The organism is Alteromonas mediterranea DE (assembly GCF_000020585.3).
GTDB classification, from domain to species: Bacteria; Pseudomonadota; Gammaproteobacteria; order Enterobacterales; family Alteromonadaceae; genus Alteromonas; species Alteromonas mediterranea.
Genome location: NC_011138.3, coordinates 223,834 through 250,356, shown reverse-complemented (window position 1 = coordinate 250,356; position 26,523 = coordinate 223,834). Strand labels below are relative to the sequence as shown.

The 26,523-nt window shown below is 45.5% G+C and carries 24 protein-coding genes; 11 read left to right on the top strand and 13 right to left on the bottom strand.

Annotated features, from left to right (window positions below):
* Positions 1-47 precede the first annotated feature (47 nt).
* From MADE_RS01125 to MADE_RS01100, 5 genes are all read right to left on the bottom strand, one after another.
* Entirely contained in the window at positions 48-638 is a 591-nt protein-coding gene (locus MADE_RS01125; protein ID WP_012516753.1) for a single-stranded DNA-binding protein, read from the bottom strand.
* A gap of 264 nt (positions 639-902) precedes the next feature.
* A complete protein-coding gene (locus tag MADE_RS01120) occupies positions 903-2,465 on the bottom strand; it encodes a sodium/sugar symporter (RefSeq protein WP_012516752.1) in 1,563 nt (520 codons plus the stop codon).
* 367 nt (positions 2,466-2,832) lie between these two features.
* Positions 2,833-3,972 (bottom strand): galactokinase, encoded by a 1,140-nt coding sequence (gene galK, locus MADE_RS01110; RefSeq protein ID WP_012516751.1) that lies wholly within the window; start codon positions 3,970-3,972, stop codon positions 2,833-2,835.
* Positions 3,965-5,020 carry a UDP-glucose--hexose-1-phosphate uridylyltransferase gene (locus tag MADE_RS01105; protein ID WP_012516750.1) on the bottom strand — a complete coding sequence of 352 codons (1,056 nt, stop codon included), beginning with the start codon at positions 5,018-5,020 and terminating at the stop codon, positions 3,965-3,967. The genes galK and MADE_RS01105 overlap by 8 nt, the downstream gene beginning before the upstream one ends.
* A gap of 169 nt (positions 5,021-5,189) precedes the next feature.
* Positions 5,190-6,212, bottom strand: a complete 1,023-nt coding sequence (locus MADE_RS01100) for an aldose epimerase family protein (RefSeq protein ID WP_012516749.1) — start codon at positions 6,210-6,212, stop codon at positions 5,190-5,192.
* A 326-nt stretch (positions 6,213-6,538) separates the two neighbouring features.
* Between MADE_RS01100 and MADE_RS01095 the strand changes: the two genes are divergently transcribed.
* Complete coding sequence (locus MADE_RS01095; RefSeq protein ID WP_012516748.1) at positions 6,539-7,540, top strand: LacI family DNA-binding transcriptional regulator; 1,002 nt, start codon at positions 6,539-6,541, stop codon at positions 7,538-7,540.
* A 431-nt stretch (positions 7,541-7,971) separates the two neighbouring features.
* Here the strand turns inward: MADE_RS01095 and MADE_RS01090 are convergent, their stop codons facing one another.
* Complete coding sequence (locus MADE_RS01090) at positions 7,972-8,835, bottom strand: alpha/beta hydrolase family protein (RefSeq protein WP_012516746.1); 864 nt, start codon at positions 8,833-8,835, stop codon at positions 7,972-7,974.
* 211 nt (positions 8,836-9,046) lie between these two features.
* Between MADE_RS01090 and MADE_RS01085 the strand changes: the two genes are divergently transcribed.
* Complete coding sequence (locus tag MADE_RS01085) at positions 9,047-9,661, top strand: hypothetical protein (protein ID WP_232363007.1); 615 nt, start codon at positions 9,047-9,049, stop codon at positions 9,659-9,661.
* 74 nt (positions 9,662-9,735) lie between these two features.
* On the opposite strand, the gene MADE_RS01080 is transcribed toward MADE_RS01085, so the two are convergent.
* Entirely contained in the window at positions 9,736-10,320 is a 585-nt protein-coding gene (locus MADE_RS01080; RefSeq protein WP_012516744.1) for an HAD family hydrolase, read from the bottom strand.
* 68 nt (positions 10,321-10,388) lie between these two features.
* Positions 10,389-11,726 (bottom strand): MFS transporter, encoded by a 1,338-nt coding sequence (locus MADE_RS01075; protein WP_012516743.1) that lies wholly within the window; start codon positions 11,724-11,726, stop codon positions 10,389-10,391.
* Positions 11,727-12,322: 596 nt separating this feature from the next.
* On the opposite strand from MADE_RS01075, the gene uvrA reads away from it, so the two are divergent.
* Positions 12,323-15,154 carry an excinuclease ABC subunit UvrA gene (gene uvrA / locus MADE_RS01070; protein ID WP_012516742.1) on the top strand — a complete coding sequence of 944 codons (2,832 nt, stop codon included), beginning with the start codon at positions 12,323-12,325 and terminating at the stop codon, positions 15,152-15,154.
* 203 nt (positions 15,155-15,357) lie between these two features.
* Complete coding sequence (locus MADE_RS20630) at positions 15,358-15,525, top strand: hypothetical protein (protein ID WP_012516741.1); 168 nt, start codon at positions 15,358-15,360, stop codon at positions 15,523-15,525.
* Positions 15,526-15,590: 65 nt separating this feature from the next.
* On the opposite strand, the gene MADE_RS01060 is transcribed toward MADE_RS20630, so the two are convergent.
* A complete protein-coding gene (locus tag MADE_RS01060; protein ID WP_012516740.1) occupies positions 15,591-17,093 on the bottom strand; it encodes an Hsp70 family protein in 1,503 nt (500 codons plus the stop codon).
* Positions 17,094-17,278: 185 nt separating this feature from the next.
* Here MADE_RS01060 and MADE_RS01055 point away from each other — a divergent pair, with 185 nt between their 5' ends.
* Positions 17,279-17,698: an acyl-CoA thioesterase gene (locus MADE_RS01055; protein WP_012516739.1), complete on the top strand. Its 420-nt coding sequence runs from the start codon at positions 17,279-17,281 to the stop codon at positions 17,696-17,698.
* Between the two features lie 22 nt (positions 17,699-17,720).
* Positions 17,721-18,419 carry a 2OG-Fe(II) oxygenase gene (locus tag MADE_RS01050; RefSeq protein WP_012516738.1) on the top strand — a complete coding sequence of 233 codons (699 nt, stop codon included), beginning with the start codon at positions 17,721-17,723 and terminating at the stop codon, positions 18,417-18,419.
* A gap of 20 nt (positions 18,420-18,439) precedes the next feature.
* On the opposite strand, the gene MADE_RS01045 is transcribed toward MADE_RS01050, so the two are convergent.
* From MADE_RS01045 to MADE_RS01035, 3 genes are all read right to left on the bottom strand, one after another.
* Entirely contained in the window at positions 18,440-18,937 is a 498-nt protein-coding gene (locus MADE_RS01045; RefSeq protein WP_012516737.1) for a DUF3299 domain-containing protein, read from the bottom strand.
* A 141-nt stretch (positions 18,938-19,078) separates the two neighbouring features.
* Positions 19,079-19,609, bottom strand: coding sequence for an inorganic diphosphatase (ppa, locus tag MADE_RS01040; RefSeq protein ID WP_012516736.1), 531 nt, complete (start codon positions 19,607-19,609; stop codon positions 19,079-19,081).
* Positions 19,610-19,773: 164 nt separating this feature from the next.
* A complete protein-coding gene (locus MADE_RS01035; protein WP_012516734.1) occupies positions 19,774-20,751 on the bottom strand; it encodes a class 1 fructose-bisphosphatase in 978 nt (325 codons plus the stop codon).
* A 313-nt stretch (positions 20,752-21,064) separates the two neighbouring features.
* Here MADE_RS01035 and mpl point away from each other — a divergent pair, with 313 nt between their 5' ends.
* The 3 genes from mpl to MADE_RS01020 all read left to right on the top strand — a co-directional run bounded on the left by mpl (position 21,065) and on the right by MADE_RS01020 (position 23,938).
* A complete protein-coding gene (mpl, locus tag MADE_RS01030; protein WP_012516733.1) occupies positions 21,065-22,423 on the top strand; it encodes a UDP-N-acetylmuramate:L-alanyl-gamma-D-glutamyl-meso-diaminopimelate ligase in 1,359 nt (452 codons plus the stop codon).
* A 73-nt stretch (positions 22,424-22,496) separates the two neighbouring features.
* Positions 22,497-23,129, top strand: coding sequence for a flavin prenyltransferase UbiX (locus tag MADE_RS01025; protein WP_012516732.1), 633 nt, complete (start codon positions 22,497-22,499; stop codon positions 23,127-23,129).
* A gap of 2 nt (positions 23,130-23,131) precedes the next feature.
* Positions 23,132-23,938: a S1/P1 nuclease gene (locus MADE_RS01020; RefSeq protein ID WP_012516731.1), complete on the top strand. Its 807-nt coding sequence runs from the start codon at positions 23,132-23,134 to the stop codon at positions 23,936-23,938.
* A 132-nt stretch (positions 23,939-24,070) separates the two neighbouring features.
* Here the strand turns inward: MADE_RS01020 and rraA are convergent, their stop codons facing one another.
* Positions 24,071-24,556: a ribonuclease E activity regulator RraA gene (gene rraA / locus MADE_RS01015; protein ID WP_012516730.1), complete on the bottom strand. Its 486-nt coding sequence runs from the start codon at positions 24,554-24,556 to the stop codon at positions 24,071-24,073.
* 351 nt (positions 24,557-24,907) lie between these two features.
* On the opposite strand from rraA, the gene MADE_RS01010 reads away from it, so the two are divergent.
* Both MADE_RS01010 and MADE_RS01005 read left to right on the top strand, forming a co-directional pair.
* Positions 24,908-25,420 carry a phosphatase PAP2 family protein gene (locus MADE_RS01010; RefSeq protein WP_012516729.1) on the top strand — a complete coding sequence of 171 codons (513 nt, stop codon included), beginning with the start codon at positions 24,908-24,910 and terminating at the stop codon, positions 25,418-25,420.
* 1 nt (position 25,421) lies between these two features.
* A complete protein-coding gene (locus tag MADE_RS01005; protein ID WP_012516728.1) occupies positions 25,422-26,489 on the top strand; it encodes an MJ1255/VC2487 family glycosyltransferase in 1,068 nt (355 codons plus the stop codon).
* Positions 26,490-26,523: the final 34 nt, after the last annotated feature.

Below are 26,523 nucleotides of genomic sequence, written 5' to 3'. Positions count from 1 at the left end.
CGGCTCTTATAATATTTTTAACACGTGATATGTATCAGGTAAACGGACTAGAACGGAATATCGTCGTCAAAATCGAAGTCTGGTTCAGCCATAGGCGGAGTCTTAGGCTGTGACGGGTTACCACCCTGCGGCGCTTGATTATAACCACCGCCTTGGCCCTGGCTCTGGTTATAGCCGCCTTGCTGGCCTCCACCTTGTTGTGGAGCCTGGTTGTAACCACCTTGCGCTGGCGCTTGATTATAACCGCCTTGGTTGTTTTGAGGACGCTGGTAACCGCCGTTTCCGCCGCCACCATCACCGCCGCGACCGCCAAGCATTTGCATTTGATCTACGATAATTTCAGTGGTGTACTTATCCTGACCTTGCTGATCTTGCCACTTACGCGTTTGCAATTTACCTTCTACGTAAATTTGCGAGCCCTTTTTCAGGTACTCTCCGGCAATTTCTGCTAAGCGACGGTACATTGTAAGGCGGTGCCACTCAGTGCGCTCTTGAACCTGACCCTGTTGGTCTTTCCAGCTTTCGCTAGTTGCTAGGCTTAAGTTCGCAACGGCGTTTCCGTTAGGCATGTATCTAACTTCAGGATCATTGCCAAGGTTTCCAACAAGAATAACCTTATTAACGCCTTTCGTTGCCATTGATGTCTCCTGTAACGTTTTTAGTGGCTTGCTGTATAACTCTTTTAATTAAGACATCAGCAAGCGCGAAAGTTCATCGAATATTAGCCGGTTAGTATATCGTATTTTATTGGGGAAATTTGAAGTTTTTCGCCCCACTTATACGCTACCAACTGCAACACATTCTAGAACTTAGCAAAATTTATTGTCAGCGTCTTCTGAACTTTCGCGTTGTTTTTCATAAAGTATGATAAGGGCGTATGAAGTAAATACGCCCTATCAATTTTACCACCAGGTAATGTAAAACGCTGCTGTAACAAGCACTACGGCTATTGATGCAACGTTGAACCCTTTCGTGGTTTTAAATTCAACATCGTTTATATCAACGGCGTTTTCACTGACCCCTTTTTTCTCTAGAAGCGAAACAACTACAGCAAGCGCAACGCAAAGTAGGAATACGATACCCACGCGGTCGATGAACGGTAGTTCTGGCCAAACTTGTCTAAATACAATACTCAGTACAAACGAGCCGAGCGCGGCAAGCAAACCACCGTTCGCCGTCGTTTTCTTCCAAAACATACCCAGCACGAACAGCGCGCAAATACCTGGTGTAAAGAAACCAGTAAACTCCTGAATGTATTGGAACGCTTGGTCGAAATTGCCCAATAGCGGCTTGGCAACAATCATGGCGATTATCAGTGCTACAAAGCTCACTATACGCCCTACTTTCACGTAGTGCTGCTGAGACTCGTTAGGACGCTTATCTTTATATAAATCCATAGTGAAAATAGTAGAGACACTGTTTGTCATTGACGCAAGTGAAGAGACGATAGCCGCAACTAACGCCGCAAAAATTATCCCCTTAAGACCGACAGGCATAAGCGTCATTAAGCTTGGGTAAGCTTGGTCAGGTTTAGCTAAATCAGGCACTATTAGCACGGCTGCAATGCCAGGCAGCACTACAATAAGCGGCATTAACAGCTTTAAGAAAGCCGCAAAGGCAATCCCTTTTTGTGCTTCCTGTACACTTTTTGCGGCTAACGTTCTTTGAATAATGTATTGGTTAAAGCCCCAATACGACAGGTTCATTATCCACATACCGCCTACCAGCACTGAAATACCCGGTAAATCCATATAGTGCGGATTGTCTTTCGACAATATCATGTCGAACTTCTCTGGCAACTTGTTAGTTAAATCGACGAACCCTTGAATAGCGCCATTGCCGTCACTGATTAAGTTCAGCGCAGTATATGAAAGGAACAAACCGCCCAGTACCAATAAAACCACTTGAATAATGTCGGTCAAGGCTACAGCTTTAAGACCGCCGTAAAGGGAATAGGTTAGCGAGAAAAGGCCAAGGAACATCATGCCGTAAATCATATCCACACCTGCGATGGTGGTAATGGCAAGGGCACCAAGCCAAAGCACAGCGGTGAGGTTTACGAAGACATACACGCCTAGCCAAAAGATAGCCATGACTTTTCGCACGCGATGGTCGTAGCGCTGCTCTAAAAATTGAGGCATGGTGTAAATCTTGTGCTTTAAAAAAATCGGTAAAAAGAACTTACCTACAATAAGCAACGTGATGGCGGCCATCCACTCGTAAGAAGCTATGGCGAGGCCTAATTGATATCCCGAGCCGGACATACCAATGATTTGCTCGGCTGATATATTGGCCGCTATAAGTGATGCGCCAATTGCCCACCAAGGTAAGCTTGAGCCTGCAAGAAAGTAATCGTTTGTATCTTTTTGGTGGCCCTGCTTTTCACGAGAAACCCACCACGCAATTCCAACGAGCGCGACGACATATACCACAAATAATGTGATATCTATTGATGCTAATTTCATAGTTTTTCCCAAAGTTTTTATTTTGGGTGCGGCGATTATTTTTATGCAGGGTACACAGGTGAAAAATTGTTTTTATTATTCTATTGGTTTTTGCCACACCAGTGTCACGCCTTTAAAAGGCGCGTTCGCAACACGCTATTTGCATAATTTATGTTCTAAAAACGTAAATATAGGCATCTCGCGTATGCGGGCTCTATTAGTATCACACTTTGTTTACTTTTTTTAACTAGAAATGTGCAAATTATGTAAAAAAAAGCCGCAATCCAAAGATGCGGCTTAAGGGACACAAACTATGCTAACGAATAGGGTGTTCGCTAAAAGGAGAGGTTTGTCGTTAAAAAATGGTTTTCGCGATGTGACTATTGAACTAAGCAAAGGCCCCTTGTGTCGCAGTACACACATAAATATCTGCGTTATAGCCAGTTTCACCAAAATACTTGTCGGCAACGACTTGCTTAACCGCTTCAACTTTATCGGTAGGCGCTAATGCCACCACGCAGCCGCCAAAACCACCACCGGTCATGCGCACGCCTCCAGTCTGACCTAATACGCCATCGATAATTTCGACAAGATAATCGATAGGAGGCACGGTAATTTCAAAGTCATCACGCATCGACACGTGAGACTGTGCCATCGCGCTACTTACCGTTTCAATGTCACCGCTTTTAAGTGCCTGACTTGCCGTTAGGGTACGGGCATTTTCAGTAATGATGTGCCTTGCGCGGCGATAAACCACGTCGGGCATATGCGGCTTGGCTTCTTCCAGCATTTCAATGGATGCTTCACGCAATGAAGACACACCAAGAAGAGATGCACCTTGCTCGCACTGCTCGCGACGCAGGTTGTATTCACTATCAACCAAGCCACGTTTAACATTCGAATTGATGATAACGATTTGATGCGAGTCTGGTAGTGGTGAATGCTCAATGGCTAGCGACTGGCAATCAAGCAGCATTGCCATGCCTTCATTACCCATAGCAGAGATTAACTGATCCATAATTCCGCATGAGCAGCCTACGAACGTATTCTCGGCTTTCTGCCCTAACAGTGCTGCCTGTACGCCATCTAGGGGCAACTCATACAGCGCGCTTAACGCTTTTAATATAGCCACTTCAAAAGATGCCGAAGAGCTTAACCCAGCGCCTTGTGGCACATTGCCCGTAACCAATAAGTTAGCGCCGCCAAAATCTGGAATGGCCTCTTTAAGTACTTTCACTACGCCGCGAACATAGTTTGCCCACCCTTGTTCTTGGTCATAGTTAATGTCTGACAACGAGAACTGGTTTTGCTGATTTTCGTAATCCATCGCGGTAACCACGATGTCATTATCTGCGCGCTTTGTTGCCGCAACCCACGTTCCAAAATTGATTGCAGCCGGAAATACGAACCCTTCGTTATAATCGGTATGCTCACCAATAATGTTCACTCGACCCGGCGCATGTGCGATTAACGCTGGCGCTTCGCCATACTGCGCTTCAAATTTTGAAGAAAGTACTTGGTTATCCATTCGTCTTCTCACGTTTTTTATAGTGCACTGTAGGCAGTGCTTTTAATCTGTCTGCTGCTTGTTCAGGCGTTAAATCGCGCTGAGCCTCTGCCATCATTTCATAGCCAACCATAAACTTGCGCACGCTCGCTGAACGAAGAAGTGGCGGGAAGAAATGCGCGTGAAGCGTCCATTCTTGGTGTTCATCATTATCGAACGGCGCACTGTGCCACCCCATTGAATAAGGGAAAGACGTCTCAAATAAATTATCGTATTTTGCGGTTATCTCACCAATAATTTTGGCAAGTGATAGCGACTGATGATCAGATAATTTATGCAGGGATTGCACGTTGAAACGTGGTAATAGTAACGTTTCAAAAGGCCACGCTGCCCAATACGGTACAACGACAACCCAATCGTCATTCTGGCAAACCACACGCGCTTGCTTCGCCACTTCCTGTTCTGCGTAGTCTAAAAGCATAGGCGTGCCGTTTTCAGTGAAGTATTGCTTTAACTGCGATACTTTCTTGGCAGGGTCAGTGGGTATGTGTTGCTGTGCCCACACTTGTCCATGAGGGTGCGGGTTCGAGCAGCCCATCATGGAGCCTTTGTTCTCAAAAACCTGAACCCAGCGATAGGTCTTACCTAGTTCAGCAGTTTGCGCTTTCCACATGTTAACTACGTCTACTCGCTCTTCATCAGTAAGCTCAGGCAGTGTTTTGCTGTGGTCAGGTGAAAAACAAATAACACGGCTACACCCCTGTTCGGTTTCAAACTGAAATAGGCCCTTTTTCTCGCTAGCTTGTTCTGTGTCTTGCTTAAGTGCGGCAAAGTCATTTTGAAAAACAAACGTGCCTTTGTAATCAGGGTTCACTTCCCCGTTTACTCGCGTATTGGTTGGACACAAATAACACGTTGGATCATAAGACGGCTTTTGTTCATTGTTAGGCTCTTCTGAGGCCCCTTGCCAAGGACGCTTAGCACGGTGAGGCGACACTAACACCCACTCCCCCAACAATGGATTGTAACGGCGATGTGGATCGTTTGTAGGGTCAAAAGGCGTTCCCATAATCACTCTCTCTGAATAGGCCAGCTACGCTCTAGTGCGCAACTTAAAATAGGGTTAAACGTTTACCCTAACAATAATATAGCATGCGTTCCGGTTTATCAATTAAGTAACAAAGAAAAATAATTGTTAAATTAATAACAATTAATTTTCTTTTACTAGTGTAGCGGAATTAGCCGGCTCTAAACTTATAGCGGATAGCGGCTTTAAAGGTTTCCTCAGGCTTAACGAAGCAGTTAGGGAAAGCCGGCTTATTCGGCGCATCGGGAAAATGTTGTGGCTCTAAACACAGGGCGCCGAGTTGTTCATCACTATCAAGGCTACCTGTATAAAACTGCAAGCCTGGTAGTGTAGTGAATAACTCCATCGAAATACCTGTATCAGGCGCCATTACAGTGGCTTGGGGTTCACTACCCTTTGCCGCACGAAGTACGTAGTTGTGATCGTACCCACCAACCATATCAAACAACGCATGCGATGCTTGTTGACTCGCTCTTTTTTCAATGGGGGTTAGTGATAAGAAATCGAATGGCGTACCGCCAATGTCCACTAATTTACCGGTCGGTAATAGCGAGCTGTCGGCATCAGTCACTTGTTCAGCATCAATGTGTAGCAGGGTACTCCCCACTTTATCGTCATTGCTCAAGGTAAAGTACGCGTGTTGGGTAAAGCTCAACGGGGTTTCTTTGTCTGTCGTAGCAGAAAGTTCGAGTGAAAGTTCATTGTTATTGTTTAATGTATAACAGGCTTCAACTTTCACATTACCCGGAAAACCGCCTTCCCCGTCAGGACTGTGCAGTTTAAAGGTTACGCTAGCACTGTTGTCTAACTCGTTCGTACTTGCCTGCCATATTTTTTTGTGAAAACCAGCAAAACCGCCGTGTAGGTTGTGCTCTCCACCATTTTTATCCAGCGTGTACTGCGTACCGTTTAAGCAAAAGGTGCCATGACCTATTCTATTTGCATAACGCCCTACAATCGCGCTGCGATAGCTAGGGTCGTCGATGTACTCTTGCAAAGTATCAAAGGTCTGAACACAGTGTATTGGTTTTCCCTCGGCATTTGGCACAGTGATGTCTTTTATAATACCGCCGTAATTTAGCAAGGTAACAGACATGCCATTGGCGTTATTTAATGTGAAAGCGTTGACCGTGTTACCGTTTACTTCACCGAATACAGATACGTTTATTTTCATAACAATATTTTTACCTTAATCTGCACAACTAAGGCGCTAGAGAACAGGCCTTAGGCTCACCTATTTAAATACAAACGGTGGAATTTGAATAATAAAGCGCAGAGAGGTTATACGTTTTCCGTTCTATTTTATAGCGTATAGCTGAATAAATATAAAAGGTGGGACCACTTTAAATTAAATAAATTCACCCCTTTCAAACGCAAATAACGTCGATTATTTATAAATTTGCTTAAGTGAGATGTTTATCTTTTTTTGTAAATATATTGTACGCTATGTCTATTAGGCCTAGTCGCCCCCATGCAATAAAAACGAAGTTTGAAAAGAAAATGGCAACAATAAAAGATATAGCCCAAGCCGCTGGTGTCTCATTGGCTACCGTATCAAGGGTTATTAATAATGGCCCGAAAGTGGGCAATGACACACGCAAGCGCGTTAAAAAAATCATGGAAGAAATGGGATATCGTCCCAACGCTAATGCGCGTGCGCTTGTAACAAAACGCAGTGCGTCGCTAGGTGTGGTCATCGCTGAACTTCACGATCCGTTTTTTGCCATGCTCGCCCACGGCGTCGAGTCGATAACGCGAAAGAACAACGTTCAAATATTGTTGAGCGCGGGCTCCATAGAAAAAGAAACCGAACTTCGCGCTATTGAAACCTTGTTAGAACACCGCGTAGAAGCCATGGTTGTTCACAGTAAAGCGCTAGATGATGAAACGCTTATCGGCTTTGCTAAACAAGTCCCTGGCTTTGTGCTGATAAATAGATACATTCCTGAAATTGCAAATAGGTGCGTGTGGCTAGATAACGTGACAGGCGGCCGCCTTATGGCCGAATATGCCATCAGTCAGGGTCATAAGCATTTAGCAGTAATTAGTAGCCAATATCGTATCGACGACCCTAACCACCGTTTAGAAGGTATTAGAAACGCTGTCGACAACGCAAAGTTAAGTTTGACTGAGAGTATGATTGAGTATGCCACCCCCGATCAGGAGGGCGGTGAATTAGCGATGCAGAATTTGCTTGCCACAGGCGCCCAATTTACTGCCGTGTTAGCATACAACGATGCAATGGCTTCAGGGGCGATGACAATGCTGCAAGATCATGGCATTTGTGTGCCCGACCAAGTGTCGGTAATGGGTTACGATGACGTATTGCTCGCTAAATACTGCCGACCTAAATTAACCACGCTTCGATACCCTGTGGAAATGATGGCAGCCAAAGCGGCTGAACTCGCATTGAAATATGCATCGGGCAGTAAGCCAGAAGACGGCCTAACATTTAAATATACCCCAACGGTAGTCAAACGCGACTCCATCATTCGAATTTAATACACGTTCTGGTACAGTTTTTTAAACCACATCCTATCGATGGCTATATAGCAATTATTAATACCTGCCGACGGCGGGTATTTTTTTAGCTAATTCTACGTGGTTTGGTGGCTGATTAATCGCAATTCGTTGTAATACTGCTCAAGCGTATTCTGAAAATTTTATGACAGTAAAGTATTGACAAAAATCACTGCTTGATCGTTTTGCTCCAGACTTTTATCCCCAATGGGGAAAATTGCCTGATCCTGTATGGCTTTACGATCAAATAATATTAAGATCAGCATCAATGGCTCTACAGCGCTTGATTTAACTGATTTTTCGTGATCCGACCAGAAAGTGCCTTTAAGATCGTGATCAGTTGTTCTATATGGCTATTAACAGACTTACCAACAAGGTTTTCCACGAGTTATCCACAACGAGTAAGGAATTCTTTATTGTGTAAATCTAGCTAAAAACTGGCGGTATTGTTCAATGGAATAGTCGCTTTTTAACGTTGCATTGTGGGTAGCGCTAGGAATAACTGAAATATACTTTTCGCTGCTTGATGCATCTTTTAGCAACTGCTGGCTGATGGGATAAGGCGTTATCTTATCGTCTTCACCTACTAGCAACCAAAGCGGGCCATCATAATGGCGCAGAATTGGCGCAATTTGCATGCTATGCACTTCGTCGTGAAGCTTCATATTAGTAAACGAGTTAGAAAACCCTGGTATCATGTTGGCAATTAAGTCTGAAATATTATTAAACGCGCCATCTAATACTAGTGCGTCAATACGCCGATTAGCGGCCACATAGCTTGCGAAATAACTGCCAATGCCTCGACCGTGAACAATTGTAGGAATAGACGCGTCGAATGCACTTTCTACATAGTCAAACTGGGTTAACGCATCTTGTTTAATAGCGTTAATGCTTAAGTCTTCTGCTTTATCGCTAGCGCCCACCCCCTGATAGTCTAACCACAAAATATTTGCGGGTAGCTTCCCTAGCCTATGTATAACGCTATTATTTTCACTTATCGGCATGCGATTGTCGGCAAAAAACACAATATTAACGATAGGGTTGGGATAAGAAACCGCAACACCTCGAAGGGTAAGGCCCTCTTTGTTTTTTACTTCAATACGGGTAATACCCGCAGCAGTTTTATCGTTTTGAATGGCAGCATGTAGCTTAGTGGTATCAATGGGCTGTTGTTGGGAGTCTTGATGAAAGAAGGCCGAAGGGGACACGTTAATTGCACACCCAATAAGTGAAACACTTGCAACTACACTGATTACCGCGTTTTTTAAGCTCATCATTAAAGAACTGTCCGTGTTGATTGGTTATAGCGAAATTTATTTTCAGGTTATATAGGTGTAATGGTTGTGTCGCTGATCAACAGTCCCTCACCTATGCTAAACAAGCTGTAACAGTTTGCAACAGTTGTTCTGTTTCTTAGCGATACAAACTTTCTTATACTAAAGACAATATTACTTGCATAATTTATCTGCATAAAACAAAAATAATTTAATGAAAAGTAGAACATTTTCCATGTCTTACGCTACATCACCAGCTCGACTTATTGTTGCCTGCTGTGCCCTACCCTTGCTTATTGCCTGCGAGTCTACGCCACCCGAGCTTGATTCATCATTAATTCCTGCGTCGCAGAGAAAAGACTATCAGCTAACCATGTCTAAAGCGAAAGCTTGTCCAATTAACTTGGCAGAATTAATCGACATACGGTCGAGTAAAGACTTGCTCGTTAGAAGCAGTAATGGATTAGAAGACACGCTCTATTCACTGTTACAGCAAAGCTTAGAAGCGATGAATGTTAGCCCAGATATTGAAGCAGCCAATAGCGTTAAAGTAGTACTAAATCGCGCGTTTATAAAAAGCTTAGGAAGTAATATGGTTGCCACTGTGGTGCTTAAGGTTAAGTACAAGCCTGACTATGCAGATGAGTATTCACCGGCCACCACCTTCAAAGGGCAAAGCGTGAATGTAAACGCCAGTGTCAGTGAAAAAGAGAGCAATCAGATTGCTATCGATGCCATGAAAACCGCCATTGATGATGCCACCAAACGTATAAAGTCGTCACTGTTACACAATTGCAAAAATGCGCTAAGCGAACTAGAGGCGGTATAAGCTTAAGAAATTATAGAGTGAACGCGATTGAGTGAGCGTAAGCGCTAAGCTCGAACTTTCAATCGGGCTAAGATTCAGTAGATAAGCCGCGTATTATCGACCATAAAGCACGCCATGCCACCGTCAACGGCCGCTTTTCGGCCCATGTCGGTATCTTCAAACACCACACAATGCTGTGGTGCAACGCCCATTAATTCCGCAGCACGTAAAAAGGTTTCAGGATGTGGTTTGCCTTTGCTTACATCATCTGCGGTTACCAACGCCGATAACTGGGCGAGTAAGCCATGCTCATTTAACACCATTTGCGCGTGCTGCCTATCTGAGCCTGTCCCCACAGCAATGGGTACGCTTCCCTTATAGTGATTAAACACGTCCAGGGTATCTTGAATAAGTCTGGGAACATGGTCTAGCCCTTCAAAGGCCTGTTTTTTATATAGAGCAACCTTTGCAGGATCATGGCTTTTGCCATACTTGGCATTCATGAGGTGTACGGTTTCAAAGGTAGGAACGCCACCTAAACTATATTGATAGTCTCGGTCGAAGGGGTAGTCGAATGCGTCACACGTAAGCTGCCACGCATCAATATGTGCGCCCATTGAATCGACCAAGGTGCCGTCCATGTCAAAAATGATGGCTTTGTAACTACTTAGGTCAATCATGGTGCTCCCTTCCTTTTTAACAAACCTTGTGGTGCTAACCTGTTTTGGTTTTTAATGCACTGCCCTTTTTACGCTGACAACACATCTCGCGCTTTGACCGCGTCAAAGTCGCGGTCAACCTTAAGGTATACCGCGTTATTTTGACTGTTTAATGTCACTTCTAGTACACCTGGTACTCGCATTAGTTCTGCTTCGATGCTGGAGATATTGGAATTATCAAACTCACCGTTCATCATCACACGCTTAACACGGCTCGCTTCCTTCACCCCAAAAATGATGAAGAGCCAAAGCAATGTGCTGGCAGCGCCAATACCGTAGGCGATGTCTTGAGACCAAATATCAGTAACCAAACCAGATATTACGCCTCCCAAAAATGCACCAAAAAACTGGAAACTGGCGTAAAGCCCCATGGCCGTTCCTTTTTGCCCAGCCGGCGCAATGCTCGACACCAACGCAGGAAAATTCGCTTCTAAGTAATTAAAGCCAGTAAAGAACAGCACGACCGCTGCCGTCACCCACCACCAGCTGTGGTCTTCCAAGCTAAGCGCTAAAAATGCGCCACCCATTAACACTACACCTGTGACAAGCAGCGATTTAGGCGTTCGCCCCCTTGCCATCCCCATCATTATAATAAGGCCAACAATGGATGCGCCTAGTACAGGTAAATAAACGGTCCAATGGCTGTCTAACGCCATATCGAAATTTAGCAGCGTGACCGGAAGCTGCACGAAAAGCAGCGTTATCATCATGTGTAAAATCATCACGCTGATATTTAAACGCCATAACTGAGATGAAAATACTAAACGTTTTAGCTGATCTTTTTGAGGAAGTGTATCGCCACTGCTCAGCTGTACACCGTTTGGGACAACCCATTTAACCAGCGGCATGCATAGAATGGCCAAGATGCCAGTAATGCCGAAAACGCCTGTAAGGCCATAGCTGTTGGCAATAAGTGGCCCTAAAATAACGGCCAAATAGAACGAAAAGCCAATGGCGATTCCTATGATGGCTAATACTTTAGCCCGCTGACTTTCGCGGCTTACGTCGGTAGCAAGTGCCATTATTGCACCTGCAATGGCTCCCGCACCTTGAAGAATACGCCCTACAATCATCATGACCATACTGTCGGCATTCGCGGCCACAAAGCTTCCCAATGCAAATACGGCAAGCCCTAACAAAATGACAGGTTTGCGCCCCCATTTATCAGACATCATGCCCATGGGAATTTGAAGCGCGGCCTGCGTTAGACCATATCCCCCCACGGCAAGCCCCACCAATAGCGGAGAATAGTCAGGGTAGTCCATAGCAGCAACCGCCAAAACTGGCATAACCATGAACAACCCCATCATGCGTAAAACGTAAACGGAGGCAAGTGCAAGCGCGGCGCGTAATTCCAAAGCGTTCAAAGCGTCTGTGTCCCTCAATAAGTAAAATCAAAAAAACAAAAAAGCGCGCAGAGAACACCGGTTTCTGCTGCAAGAAGAATAAAGTCGCGAAGTGTAGCATAATACCAGTCCGCATAGATAATTGCCCACTCAGAAGGTGCTGGCAAGTTTCCTAGCGAAGCGTGGGAATGCAGGAATGGCTGTTCCCTTTTAAATTCCCAGAATGAAGCTAGGAAGCTTGCCAGACCTTCCCGAAGGGCGAGTTTAAAATGTCCGTACTCTTTGTTGTGTCACCTTGATGTAGAACCACTATACCTGCGGTAACACGCCGCGATTACGAACATTTTAAGTCTCGCTGAGTGTGTAATTATCTATGCGGACTGGTATCACTTACGCCCACTTACCTTAAATTCGATTAATGCAATCAACGCTGGCGTTAATCATTTGCATAGTGTGGGGTTTAAAAGTGAGGAATAAACCACCACATTGAACAACTACAAGGCGAGTAAACACCGGTAAGGTGATCTGCTCCCTCTACTCACAGTATAACTTGAATGTCATATCACTTTAGTTGACACCTATGGCATACTGATTCTTTTTCTCTCATTTAGGCTTCAATGGATAAAATCGAAATTCGCGGTGCTCGCACCCACAACTTGAAAAACATCGATTTAACACTGCCACGAGACAAACTGGTGGTGATAACCGGCCTTTCTGGCTCGGGTAAATCGTCTCTAGCATTTGACACGCTATACGCAGAAGGCCAACGACGTTACGTTGAGTCTTTGTCTGCCTATGCCCGTCAGTTCCTTTCCATGATGGAAAAACCCGATGTTGATCATATTGAGGGTTTATCGCCTGCAATATCCATTGAGCAAAAATCAACGTCACACAACCCTCGCTCTACCGTAGGTACCATCACCGAAGTTTACGATTACTTGCGACTGATGTTTGCCCGTGTAGGTACGCCTCGCTGCCCTGATCACGATGTACCGCTAGACGCCCAGACCGTCAGTCAAATGGTGGATAAAGTGTTGGCGATGCCAGAAGGCAGTAAGCTAATGCTATTAGCGCCTATCGTTAAAGAGCGTAAAGGTGAACACGTAAAAGCTTTGCAAAACCTCTCAGCACAGGGCTTTATTCGTGCGCGCATTGATGGAGAGGTATGTGACCTATCGGATCCGCCGCCGCTAGACCTGCACAAGAAGCACACCATCGAAGTGGTGGTAGATCGTTTCAAGGTGCGCGACGATATGGCACTGCGTTTGGCTGAATCATTCGAGACGGCGCTTAGCCTTGCTGGCGGCAACGCGGTTGTGGCTGATATGGACGATAAAGACGCAGAAGAAATTGTATTTTCTGCCAACTTCGCCTGTCCACACTGCGGTTACAGCATTAGTGAACTTGAACCTCGTCTGTTTTCATTTAATAACCCAGCGGGTGCATGCCCAACTTGTGACGGGCTAGGTACAAGACAGTTTTTTGACCCAGCACGCGTAGTCGGCAATACCGAATTAAGTTTGTCTGGCGGCGCTATTCGCGGATGGGACAAGCGCAGCTATTACTATTTTCAAATGCTACAGGCAGTAGCAGACCATTATAAATTTAGCCTTACCGCACCATTTGAAGAGCTCGATAAAAAGCACCAAGACATTGTGCTTTATGGGTCTAAAGGCAAGTCGCTGTCGTTTAAGTACATAAACGAGCGTGGCGACGTGATGGAGCGTAAGCATCCATTTGAGGGCATTATCCCTAATATGGAACGTCGCTATCGAGAGACCGAGTCGAATTCGGTGCGTGAAGAGCTAGCAAAATATTTAAGCCAGCAGCACTGCAGCAGCTGTAACGGCACGCGTCTGCGTGTTGAAGCACGTCATGTATTTATACAAGACACCAACCTGCCAGCCATTGCTGACATGTCGATTGCCGATGCATACGGCTTCTTCGAGACACTGAAACTTGAAGGTCAACGTGCTCAGATAGCCGAAAAGATTTTGAAAGAAATCATGGACCGCTTGCGCTTCTTGGTAAACGTAGGTCTTAACTATCTTTCTATGTCGCGCAGCGCCGATACTCTATCGGGCGGTGAAGCTCAGCGCATTCGACTGGCAAGTCAAATTGGCGCAGGCTTAGTGGGCGTTATGTACGTGCTGGATGAGCCCTCTATCGGTCTTCATCAACGGGATAACGAACGCCTACTTGGCACGCTTACACACTTGCGCGATCTAGGTAACACCGTGTTAGTTGTAGAGCACGACGAAGATGCCATTCGCGAAGCCGATTACATTGTAGATATCGGCCCGGGGGCGGGTGTGCATGGTGGTGAGATTATCGCCGAAGGTTCGCTTGAAGATATCAAAAACAGTGAACACTCACTTACTGGAAAATACTTATCTGGTAGAGAGAAGATAGATATCCCTGCAACACGCACACCGGTTAAAGACGACAAGTGGCTAGAGCTTTTAGGCGCTACCGGTAACAACTTGAAGTCTGTTGATTTACGTATACCTACTGGTGTAATGACCTGTGTAACCGGTGTATCGGGCTCGGGCAAATCAACGCTGATTAATGACACTTTCTACAAAATAGCGCAGCGCGAGCTGAACAAGGCGACTACTTCTGAACCGGCACCGCATAAGTCGATGACCGGATTAGATCAGCTCGACAAAGTGGTCGATATTGACCAAAGCCCTATCGGCAGAACACCGCGCTCTAATCCGGCGACTTACGCAGGCATTTTCACTCCAATTCGTGAAATGTTCGCCGGTACACAAGAGTCGCGTTCACGGGGTTACAAGCCTGGCCGCTTTAGCTTTAACGTAAAAGGCGGTCGCTGTGAGGCGTGTCAGGGTGACGGTGTAATTAAAGTGGAAATGCACTTTTTGCCAGACGTGTATGTGCCTTGTGACGTATGTCAGGGCAAACGCTATAACCGTGAAACCCTTGAGATAAAGTACAAAGATAAGAACATTCACGAAGTGTTGGAAATGACGGTGGAAGATGCCCGTCAGTTCTTCGATGCTATTCCGGCTATTTCACGTAAATTGCAGACCCTAATGGACGTTGGCTTGTCATATATTCGTCTAGGCCAAGCAGCCACTACGTTATCAGGTGGTGAAGCACAGCGCGTGAAATTAGCGAAAGAGTTGTCAAAAAGAGACACTGGGCAAACACTCTATATCTTGGACGAACCAACCACCGGGTTGCACTTCCACGATATTAAACAGTTATTAGCCGTCCTTCACAGGCTGCGCGATCACGGTAATACCGTTGTGGTTATTGAGCATAACCTAGATGTGATTAAAACCGCAGACTGGATTGTTGACCTTGGACCCGAAGGTGGATCCGGAGGTGGCCAGATTATTGCAGAGGGAACACCTGAGCATGTGGCACAACAAGAAGTTTCACATACAGGTCGATTCCTGAAACCCATGCTCACACAAGCTTGAGCCGGTAACGAGGTAAATCCGTTAGCGTAAAGCGCACTCGTTTTCTATTTTGCTGCTGTGTAATTAACACAGCAGCTTGTAAGAAGTGCGCGTTGACGTTTATTTACACGTTTTTCCATGCTGGTCAAAGCTTGTTTTGGCAAATCATACGTTACGATGATTTTTGTGTATTTTTGCAGTAAGAATTGCTGGAGCGACAACTAATGAACCAAACGCCGCCATTAGCCTTAGTGAAAACATGGTATCACCTACTGTCATCATCAGAAGACAATGATGTGAAAGCACGCGCACAAGAAATGCTGTTAAAAGCCTTCGAGTCGCCCGAGGCCATCGCGATTTATCTAAAAGAACACAATATCCTTAAGCACTGATCAAAAAAGCCTTAGCGTAGTAAAGGCTACTACGCTAAGGCTTAGTGTTTATTTATAATAAGATATTAAGCGTGCTTCGCCGCTTGAATAGCTAATCCTTCGCACACCGAGTTGAAGGCGTCATTCTCCAATCGCGGTAAACCGGTAAGCAGGTTTTCATACAGCGCATCAACCACGATTGGCGACAAACTCATACCACCTGTGATCATCACCACTTCTGGCTTTTCACTGCTGTATTCCAAGCATTCCACCACCAGCGCTTTCACTTTATCAAGCCAAGGTTTTAATGCCTTTTTGAGCGAGTCTTGCGAAATCTCCACGTCAAAATCATCTTCGATATAGTGCAGCGGCAAGGTAATGTTCTGCTTACTCGACAGTAGTTCCTTGGCTAATCGAGCCGAGTTCACCACACGGGCAGACAACTTTTTCTCCTGAACAATAAGCAAGCGCTCTAATTGGGCTGGCTCTTTAATCACAGACATGGTTTGAGAAATATCTAACCCATAATCGTCAGAGAAAAAGCGAGTAAGAGCAGGAATGTTATCAACCGCACACATATCAGAGAAGTACGTGGGCGGAACAGGAAGCCCGTTGATCATCTTAAGGCCCATTCCCATTTCAGGGGCAATAGCCTTAAGCACCAAGCTCTTATCGCAATCCATGCCGCCTAAACGTCTGCCTGTTACCGACAGAACATCCTCTTTGCGATCAAGCTGATTGGAACGCTCGGGAGAAAGCTTAATACAGCAAATATCCGTGGTACCCCCACCAATATCGACAATCAGCGTAGTGGTATCCCTTGGTAGGGTTTGCTCAATTTTATACGCCGCTGCTATGGGTTCATCTAGGAAATTAACCCCTGAAAACCCGGCTTTCGTCGCCGCTTCAGTCATTATTTGAATGGCCTGCGCGTTCCCTTCTTCACCGCGGGTACCGTGAAACTTAACTGGACGGCCAATTACCGCATTATTAACAGCCTTGCCTAGCTGCTGCTCTGCACACTGTTTAAAGTACGCTAACTGCTTAGCAATAATACCGATGAATGCTTGTTTTTGGTCACCGTCTAGCGAGGCGCCTAGAAAGTTCTTAGGTGAATAAATAAGACGGCCTTTGTCCGGCATTTTAAGAAAGCGCCTAAACCCTTCTTCACCAAACGCAAACTTGCCGTGCTCTACCAACCGCAGCAAAGGGATTTCGTCTAGCGACATGGCATGCATCAATTGTGCAATAGCTTTACGCTGTAATGCAGGCTTGTTGTGCAAATCACCGCGCAGCGAGTCGACACGGTCGCTATACATCGCCTGTTCTTTTGGATCTTTTGCCGAATAATAGCCGTCCTTCGCCTTATCTATTTGCTCACTGATAACGCGCTGTAACTGCGCCACTTTCGCTTCAACCATGGCATCAGGAGGCGGCGGCAGTTCATCTTCAAAGTAGATGAACACCGAAGAACGGATTTTATTGCCCTTCTTATCTAACGGGTCGAGTTTGATGTGCTGATGGGCCGTTCCATCAAAATACACAACCTCAGAATTTGATGTACCGTAGTCAATCCCAATCGCAGTCATAGTATGTTCGCTCAAAAAGTTAGAAGCGGATTGTAATGCAAAAGAACCTAACGGCACACCCCCTGTAAGCTAATCAAAACACAACGATTTACCCTAAACACAATCGCTTTTATAAGGGCTACTGAAAACTCCCGCCTATAATGCTAAAGTGGAAATCAAACTTATAACAAAGCCTACAATAATTTATGAGTAATACAGCACCACTTATCACTTCTTTTGACGTACGTTTTTGTGAAACAGATGCCTTACAACATGTTAGTAATACGGCATTAGTCGCTTGGTTTGAAGCAGCCAGAGAGCCTATTTTCAGAATTTTTACCCCTGAGCTAGACTTAAAAAATTGGCCGCTAATTTTAGCCAGCTACAAAGTCGATTTTTTAGCTCAAATTTTTTATGGCAAACCTGTGACGGTTAAAACCTACGTTAGCCGGCTAGGCAACAGTGCATTCGACGTGTTTCAAGAGTTATGGCAAGACGATAAGCTGTGCTCAACAGGCATCACCACCATGGTACATTTTGACTATAAAACACAGCGCTCTGCGCCTATCCCAGATAAAGTGAAATCAGAACTACAGTCTCACTTTAAAGAAGTACCAACTCAGTAATAAAGCGCAGTACGAGGTCTCCATGAGCGATTTAATTGAAGTTATTGATGATGTGTTACCACCAGAGCTGTGCAAACAACTCATGGAACGCTTTGAAAGCAGCCCTAATTTGTCTCAAGGCCGCACCGGTGGTGGCGTCGACTTAGATAAAAAGCGCAGCATGGATGTATCGATAAGTCGCAACCCGGAATTTAAAGACTTATTTCAACAAGTGATGCAGCACACTGGGCAGCAGCTGGTCTCCTACATTGAAAAGTACTACTTTGCGCTTGTTGGGCCTATTGGCTTGACCGTACGCCATCCCAAAACTGGTGAACCGGTAAAAGTAACAGGTGAAAATTTTGATGAAGTGGGCAAACCCAATTTGGCGAATTTGGTGAATTACCTGTTTCGGGTCGGCGATGTAAATGCACAGCGCTACACCGCGGGCAATGGTGGCTACCCGTACTGGCATTCAGAGGTCTATCCACAGCTTCAACATAACGACGCACTGCACCGCGTATTGCTGTTTATGTACTACTTAAACGATGTGGAAGAAGGCGGCGAGACGGAGTTTTATTATCAAAACCGTGCGGTTAAGCCTAAAGCAGGCAGAATGGTGATTGCGCCTGCCTATTTTACTCACACGCATCGCGGCCAAATTCCAAAAAGTAACGACAAGTACATTTTAACGTCTTGGCTTCTGTTTAACCGCGCTGAACAGATTTATACGCAGAGCTAGCCTACTAAGGCTAGCTTTTGTTAGAACCCTTCAACCGCTTCGCCCGTCAAGCGATAACCTACAGACGCAATGTCGCCTTTCCAACCGTCAGTCGACAGTTCGCCGGTTACCCAAATTGCATCGTAAATATTATCTATGCGCACACCTTCTTCAAATTTTACGTAAACAATTTGATTAGACGGCGGTGGGGGCACATGGATACAGGCTCCGAAATATGGAACAAGTAAGAACTCAGTGGTTAGCTCTGCCGTACCTTCTAGCGGCACAACAAAACCCGGGATTTTCACCCGTTTACCATCAAAGGTATCGACAACGGGTGCGTCAGGCTGAAGCTGACTCATCTCGCCATTGTGTTGAACTGAAGGTGGCGCGAGCTCATTAAAGCCCTCGGGCACCAAGTCTTCCCAATATACCTCTACAGGAGCTTTTACAGGCGCTTCATCTGCCAGTGCGTTGAAAGTTACAACCATCATTATTACAGCAAACAATGAAGTCATGGATAATTTATGGTGGATCATACTGCTCTCTATCGTTGAGTATTTTGTTCGCTTTTTTGTATCGGCTTTTGCTTGTCGTTTTCAATCTTCACTTTTTAGCCACATACAAAAAGGGCTGGTATTACACCAGCCCTTTGTATCATCAATTTAAAGCAGCGTGAATTATTCTGCTTCGAAACGCGCGATGCTTGCGGTAATTTCTTCTTTTGCAGCTGCAGCGTCGGCCCAACCGTCAATCTTCACCCATTTGCCTTCTTCAAGATCTTTATAATGCTCGAAGAAATGCTCAATTTGCTTAAGAAGAAGCGGAGGTACGTCTGCAATTTCTTTAACGTCACGGTAAATAGTAGAAAGCTTGTCTACAGGAACCGCTAGTACTTTTGCATCTTTACCAGACTCGTCAGTCATGTTTAGTACGCCAACTGGACGACATTTGATAACAGAACCCGCAAGTAGTGGGAATGGTGTCATCACTAGAACGTCAACTGGGTCACCGTCTTCAGACAATGTGTTGTTTACATAACCGTAGTTTGTTGGATAGTGCATGCAAGTTGCCATAAAGCGGTCAACAAATAGTGCACCTGAGTCTTTATCTACTTCGTACTTCACCGGGTCAGCGTGCGCTGGAATTTCGATGATCACATTTACTTCGTCTGGTACGTTTTTACCAGCAGAAATTGCACTCAAGCTCATTCTTAGGTCCTTTCAATGATAGATTAAAAATTTTGGTCGTAAGTATACGGTGACAGCGGCAAAATAAAAACGCTTTACGACCCATGTCGTACTAATCTCTTTATTTTTAGTTAAATTTTGCTGCTTTTTAAAAACCAAATGGCCCATCAGGGCCATTTTTTCCATTACTTCGCGTTGTCGTTGTAGCTTAAGCACATATCAACTTCTTCTTTAGAGCCGATAATGCAGGGTACACGCTGGTGAATTTCTTCAGGCATTACTTCTAGAATTCGCCCGGTGCCGGTTTCCGCTTTACCCCCGGCTTGTTCCATCAAAAACGCCATTGGGTTGGCTTCATACAGCAAACGTAACTTACCCGGCTTTGACGGGTCTCTGTTATCAAACGGATACATAAAAATGCCGCCACGACATAGCAAGCGGTGAATATCCCCCACCATTGCCGCTACCCAGCGCATATTAAAGTTTTTGCCTCGAGGGCCATCTTTACCTGCAAGAAGATCGGCAATGTATGCCTGCATTGCCGGCTCCCAATGACGCTGATTAGAGGCGTTAATCGAGAACTCAGAGGTTTGTTCTGGCACCTGAATATTTGGGTGAGTAAGCAGGAAACCACCGTGGGTTTTATCAAGGGTATAAATATGTGTGCCGCGACCTGTGGTCAATGCAAGCATGGTTGATGGGCCATAAAGCACGTAACCTGCCGCAACCATTTGCGTACCAGGCTGTAGAAATGCCGACGGGTCGTCTGGTTTCATCCACTGCGGCGCATGGGTAATAGAAAATATGGTACCGATAAGGCTATTAATTTCGGTATTTGACGAACCATCAAGCGGGTCGAAGCTAACTAAATACTTACCTTCAGGATCACAAGGCACAACATCATCTTCTTCTTCAGACGAAATGGCTTTAACGTAGCCAGATTCCCTAAGCGTGTCTTTTAGTATGTGGTTAGAGATAACGTCGAGCTTTTTCTGTGTTTCGCCCTGTACGTTTTCTGAAAGGGTTGAACCGAGCACGCCAGCAAGTGCGCCTTGACTCACGCGGAAAGAAATTTCTTTACAGCCCGCTAGCAGTGTACGAATGAGTAAAATTAACTCAAGCGGTGCACCATCTTGTTGCAATTGGGAATTTAAACGTTTCATTAAGTGTAAGCCTTTTTTTCGTGTGTAGGGTGTTGTACTTACAGTTGCTCAGCTTTCCTTACTGGCTTTTAACTGAAAGCACACAGGTGGTAGTCACCTGTGGTTAGATTGTAACCGTGTTCTTGGTTAAGTGGAACACACCAGTAAAATGTCATACACACACCATACCAGTTTGAATGTTGTGAAATTTTTTAAGCGCTGCGTTGTATAAAGGATTAACGCATTAACCCGGTGAAGAAAATTGAATTATCTATACGCCATGAGGTTCTGATACAGTATCGCCAACAACATGATAATTCATAGAGAATGCGCTATGCATGTACACATTTTAGGCATTTGTGGAAGTTTTATGGGTGGCATCGCCGCCATTGCTAAGTCACTAGGCCACAAAGTTACAGGGTCAGATAAAAACGTTTATCCACCCATGAGCACACAGTTAGAAGCATTAGGCATCGAGCTTACCGAAGGCTACTGTAAAAGCCAGTTTGACCCAGCGCCTGATATGGTGGTGATTGGTAACGCTATGTCCCGTGGAAACCCCGCCGTTGAGTATGTACTCAATCGCAACCTGCCCTACACTAGCGGCCCCCAATGGCTGCTGGATAACCTGCTTAAAGATCGCTGGGTGATTGGTCTATCAGGTACTCACGGGAAAACCACAACAAGCAGCATGGTTGCGTGGATTTTAGAACACGCGGGCCTTAACCCAGGCTATTTGATTGGCGGCGTTCCGGAGAATTTTGGTGTGTCGGCACGCGTGGGTGACAGCCCCTTTTTCGTTATCGAGGCCGATGAATACGACAGTGCGTTTTTCGACAAGCGCTCTAAGTTTGTGCACTATCGCCCTAAGACTTTGGTGATCAATAACCTTGAATTCGACCATGCCGATATCTTTGCTGACCTTGCGGCCATTCAAACCCAGTTCCATCATTTAGTGAGAATGGTACCTGAAAACGGCCTAATACTTACCCCTAATAACACGCCTTCTATTGAAGATATGCTTAAACGAGGCTGCTGGTCCTCGCGCCAATCACTAGGCAAAGAATGGCATGCTGAACTACTTAAAAAAGACGGCAGTGAGTTCAACGTTCTACATAACGGCGTTATAGTCGGTACCGTTAACTGGTCACTCGTTGGTCAACACAACGTAGACAACGGGCTGATGGCAATCGCCGCAGCGCACCACGCAGGTGTCACCCTAACGGATGCCATTGACGCGCTATCTCTGTTTAAAAATGTTAAACGCAGAATGGAAGTAAAAGGCGAGGTAAATGGTATTACGCTTTATGATGACTTTGCTCACCACCCTACAGCGATAGCCACCACGTTAGATGGTCTTCGCAAAAAAGTGGGTAATGCGCGAATTTTGGCGGTGCTAGAGCCTCGCTCAAACACCATGAAAATGGGCATTTACAAAGATACATTAGCAAATTCGTGGCAAAAAGCAGATGAGGTTTACCTTTACGAACCAGAGGGAATGGACTGGTCGCTAGTTGACTCGGTTGCTCACAGTAACGCGCCAACTCAGTGCTTCAAAGGTGTAGAGAAGATCGTTCAGGGCGTTTGCAACGTAGCACAACCAGGCGATCACATACTTGTGATGAGTAACGGCAGTTTCGAAGGGATCCACGGCCGAATTTTAGATGCCTTAGCGTCGAAATTTAAATTATAGAAAGCACGAGTCTTAAAATTAGCTACAGCTAAAAAAGCTAATACTCAGACGTAGTGCCTACAGAGGCAATGTAATGAAACACGACAAGCAAGTTACGCTTGCTATTACGGGCGCGTCTGGCGCGCCGTACGCACTTACGCTATTGAAGTCACTGGTTAATGCTGACTATCAAGTATTTGTTCTTATCTCTTCAGCCGCGAAGGTTGTTTTTGCTACCGAAGAGGACGTAAAAATTCCAGCGCGTCCTGAAGATGCTGCCGCTTTTTTTAGCAAACACTGCGATGCTAAGCCCGATCAAATCAAAGTATTTGGTAAAGAGGAATGGTTTTCTCCTGTGGCTTCAGGTTCAGCCGCACCGTCGAAAATGGTGGTATGCCCCTGCTCAACCGGCACCTTATCGGCCATTAGTATTGGCGCAAGCGACAACTTGATTGAGCGAGCGGCTGACGTAGTGCTTAAAGAGCGAGGGCAACTTATATTGGTGCCACGTGAGATGCCGCTTTCTTCTATCCATTTAGAAAATATGCTCAAGCTTTCGCAAATGGGTGCTACTATTATGCCCGCCGCGCCAGGCTTCTATCACAATCCGAAAACTATCGAAGACTTAGTGGACTTTGTCGTGGCGCGTATACTTGACCATCTTGGCATAGAACAATCTCTTGTCGCCAGGTGGGGCTACCAATCGTCTAAACATTCAGAGGTATAACCATGTTCGCGTTTGCAAACAGGACGTGCGCTGTTGCGCTGAGCACCCTTTTAACACTTTGCGTTGCTTCACCCGCCTTTGGCTGGGGCCAAACGGGCCACCGAGTAACCGGCGCTATCGCCGAGCAGTACCTTAGCCCGCTATCACAAGCCGCACTTATGGAACTACTGCCTCATGGCTCGTTAGCAGAAGCTTCTACCCATGCAGATGAAATGCGCTCGAACCCCAGCGAATTTTGGCAAAAAACAGCTAGCCCTTGGCATTATGTGACTGTGCCTGAGGGCACAACGTATAATGAAGTAAGTGCACCTAAACAAGGTGATGCGGTTACCGCTTTAAAGCAATTTACCGAAACCCTAAAAAGCGACACAGCCAGTGTTGAAGAAAAGCGCTTAGCACTTCAGTTTATCGTACACATTATTGGCGATCTTCATCAACCTCTTCACGCAGGCAACGGCACTGACCGTGGTGGCAACGACGTAAAAGTGCGTTTCTTCTGGCAAGACTCTAATCTTCACCGCGTTTGGGATTCGCAAATGCTAGACCAGCGCGACTTGTCTTACTCAGAATGGACACAATGGCTAACAAAAACGATAGGCACAAAAGAAATTCGCAGTTGGGCAACCACCGACCCTATGGTGTGGATTGAAGAAAGCACCGCTATTCGCGATACCATTTATCCAGAAGATGCGAATAACATGAGCTACGATTATTTGTACAACCATTTGCCTACCGCTAAAAAGCGTTTACAAATGGCGGGCATTCGCATTGCTATGTATCTGAACCAAGTGTTTGACGAATCAAATTAGTAGTTTCACATCAGGTATACCGGCGCAGGCCACGCTTAAATAGTGGTAGGCGGAAATAGAAACGGAGGCATGATGCCTCCGTTTCTATTTCTTTGTTTTTCAAAGCAGCTAGCGTCTTCTCGCGTGCGAGCGTTAATCTAAATCTAGCGGCTCAGGAGAAAGAATAACGCCTGTGCTATCGGCATAAAGATGGTCTTCAGGCAAAAATGTCACGCCACCAAAATTCACCGGCAGGTCTACTTCGCCAACACTTTCGCATTCGGCATTCACAGGAATAGCAGCTACAGCTAATACGCCTATATCAAGTTCTGCCAGGCTATCCACTTCACGTACGCTGCCGTAAATAACTACGCCTTCCCAATCATTGTCGATAGCAACCTGAGCAGATGATGCATCAAACAAAGCCCTACGACTTGAGCCACCACCATCGATAAGCAATACTTTTCCAGCACCAGGCTGAGCAAGCACGCGATCAATAAGCCCCCTATCTTCAAAACACTTAACCGTGGTTATTTCGCCACCGAAGGAATACCTGCCGCCAAAGCTCGCGAAAATCGGGTCTACCACGTCCACGCTATCAGCAAACAAATCGCATAATTCAGATGTGTTGTATTCCATTGTTCTGCCTTACTAAAATTGAGAAGACTAAAATTAGTTGAAAACAAAGCGCTAATTGCACCTCTTGACCTAGCATAGCATTAAATGTAGTGATGCAAACGTTTGATTTAACGCCTTTCGTCGAATTTTTACCATTCATCAATAAAGTTCATGAAGTAGACCTTTAAGCCATCACATGAGCACGTATTTTGCTTAGCTTTTAACCACACCAATCTGTAGTTTTAAAAAGCGCTGTAATGGAGAGTGAGAAGAAGCGTGCTGTCAAAAAAGTTTCTTTTTTTCGTCACCCACTGGTCACAGACAAACTTTAGCCTGTACAGTAATTAACCGATAGGGGACAAGGCGATGTTGATGAAATCCTTGACCAAGTACGATACTAACTTATTTTATCGCCTTTATAGACTGACGCAGAAAAGAGACTGCAGCAGTATTATTTGGCTGTCGAAAACGGGCGATGGATATCTGTATTTTGTTATCGGTATGCTGCTATGGGCTTTCGAGCCTGAGCACGGAGAGCTCTTCCTTTATACAGCGCTGATGGCTTATGCGCTTGAATTACCTATTTATGTGCTGCTTAAGAAAATGTTCAAGCGCCCGCGCCCTTGCGATTTTCTAATGAATTTAACGGCACATGTCACACCGTCGGATAAGTTTTCATTGCCTTCCGGTCATACTGCAGCAGCGACGCTAATGGCTTCAATTATTGCGCACTATTACCCTCCTTTCGCTGTGCTTGCATATAGTTGGGCGGCGCTGATTGGTTTATCACGCGTGTTGTTAGGTGTGCACTATCCATCTGATGTCATAGCCGGCACCTTACTTGGCTGCACGATAGCGACATTGAGTATTTACATTCTGGGGTAGTATGAAATTATTGTATGGTGTGCAAGGCACCGGAAATGGACACATTGCGCGTGCGCGAATTATGGCTGCCGCCCTCGCCGAACGCGACGATGTCAGCGTAGATTTTGTTTTTACTGGCCGTGCGCCAGAAAAGTATTTCGACATGGATGTATTTGGTGACTATCAAACCTTCACCGGGCTGAGCTTTATCACCAAAGGCGGTCGCGTTGACAAATGGGCCACAGTTAAACAAGCGAATATTAGCCAGCTTCTAAAAGACGCTAAAGCCTTTGATACCAACGGATACGATTTATTGGTTAATGATTTTGAACCTGTCACCGCATGGGCCGCTAAGCGCCAAGGGTTACCTTCAATATCCATCAGTCACCAAGCAGCGTTTGCTTACGATGTTCCCAAAAGCGGCAATACGATTTTTGACGCCCTGTTGATGAAGGTATTCGCCCCTACGGAGCTTCAATTAGGTGTTCATTGGTACCACTTCAACCAACCTATCATTCCGCCGTTTGTGGCAGAAAAACCAGCACTAACCTCGGGCAACGGACATGTACTGGTCTACTTACCGTTCGAGGAAATAGAAGATATACAGCAAATGCTTGAGCCATTGAGCGACCAAGTGTTTGAGTGCTTCCATCCTAATATCGAAGACGTTAAAGAGGCAGGTCACATTCACTGGCACCCCACGTCGAAGAAACATTTTCAGAAGGCCTTGCAACATTGTAGTGGTGTCATTGCAAACGGTGGCTTTGAGCTATCAAGTGAAGCGCTGCAACTGGGCAAAAAGCTTCTAATTAAGCCATTACACGGACAGTTTGAGCAGCTATCTAACGTTTTAACGCTTAACCAATTGGACTTGTGCCAAACGCTTTTTCAGTTAGATACTGACATTGTTGAAGAGTGGCTGGAAGCACCAGCAAACGAAGCAATTACGTTTCCAGATAACCCAAACATCCTCATTGACTGGCTTAAACGCAGAGACTTTTCTGACACCCAACGCTTATGCGATGCCCTTTGGAAAAACGTTCAATACGGCGATAAAACACAAGAACGATTATTGGCTCTTGCAATTTAACACCGCAATGCGATGATAGCGGCATTTATCGTAT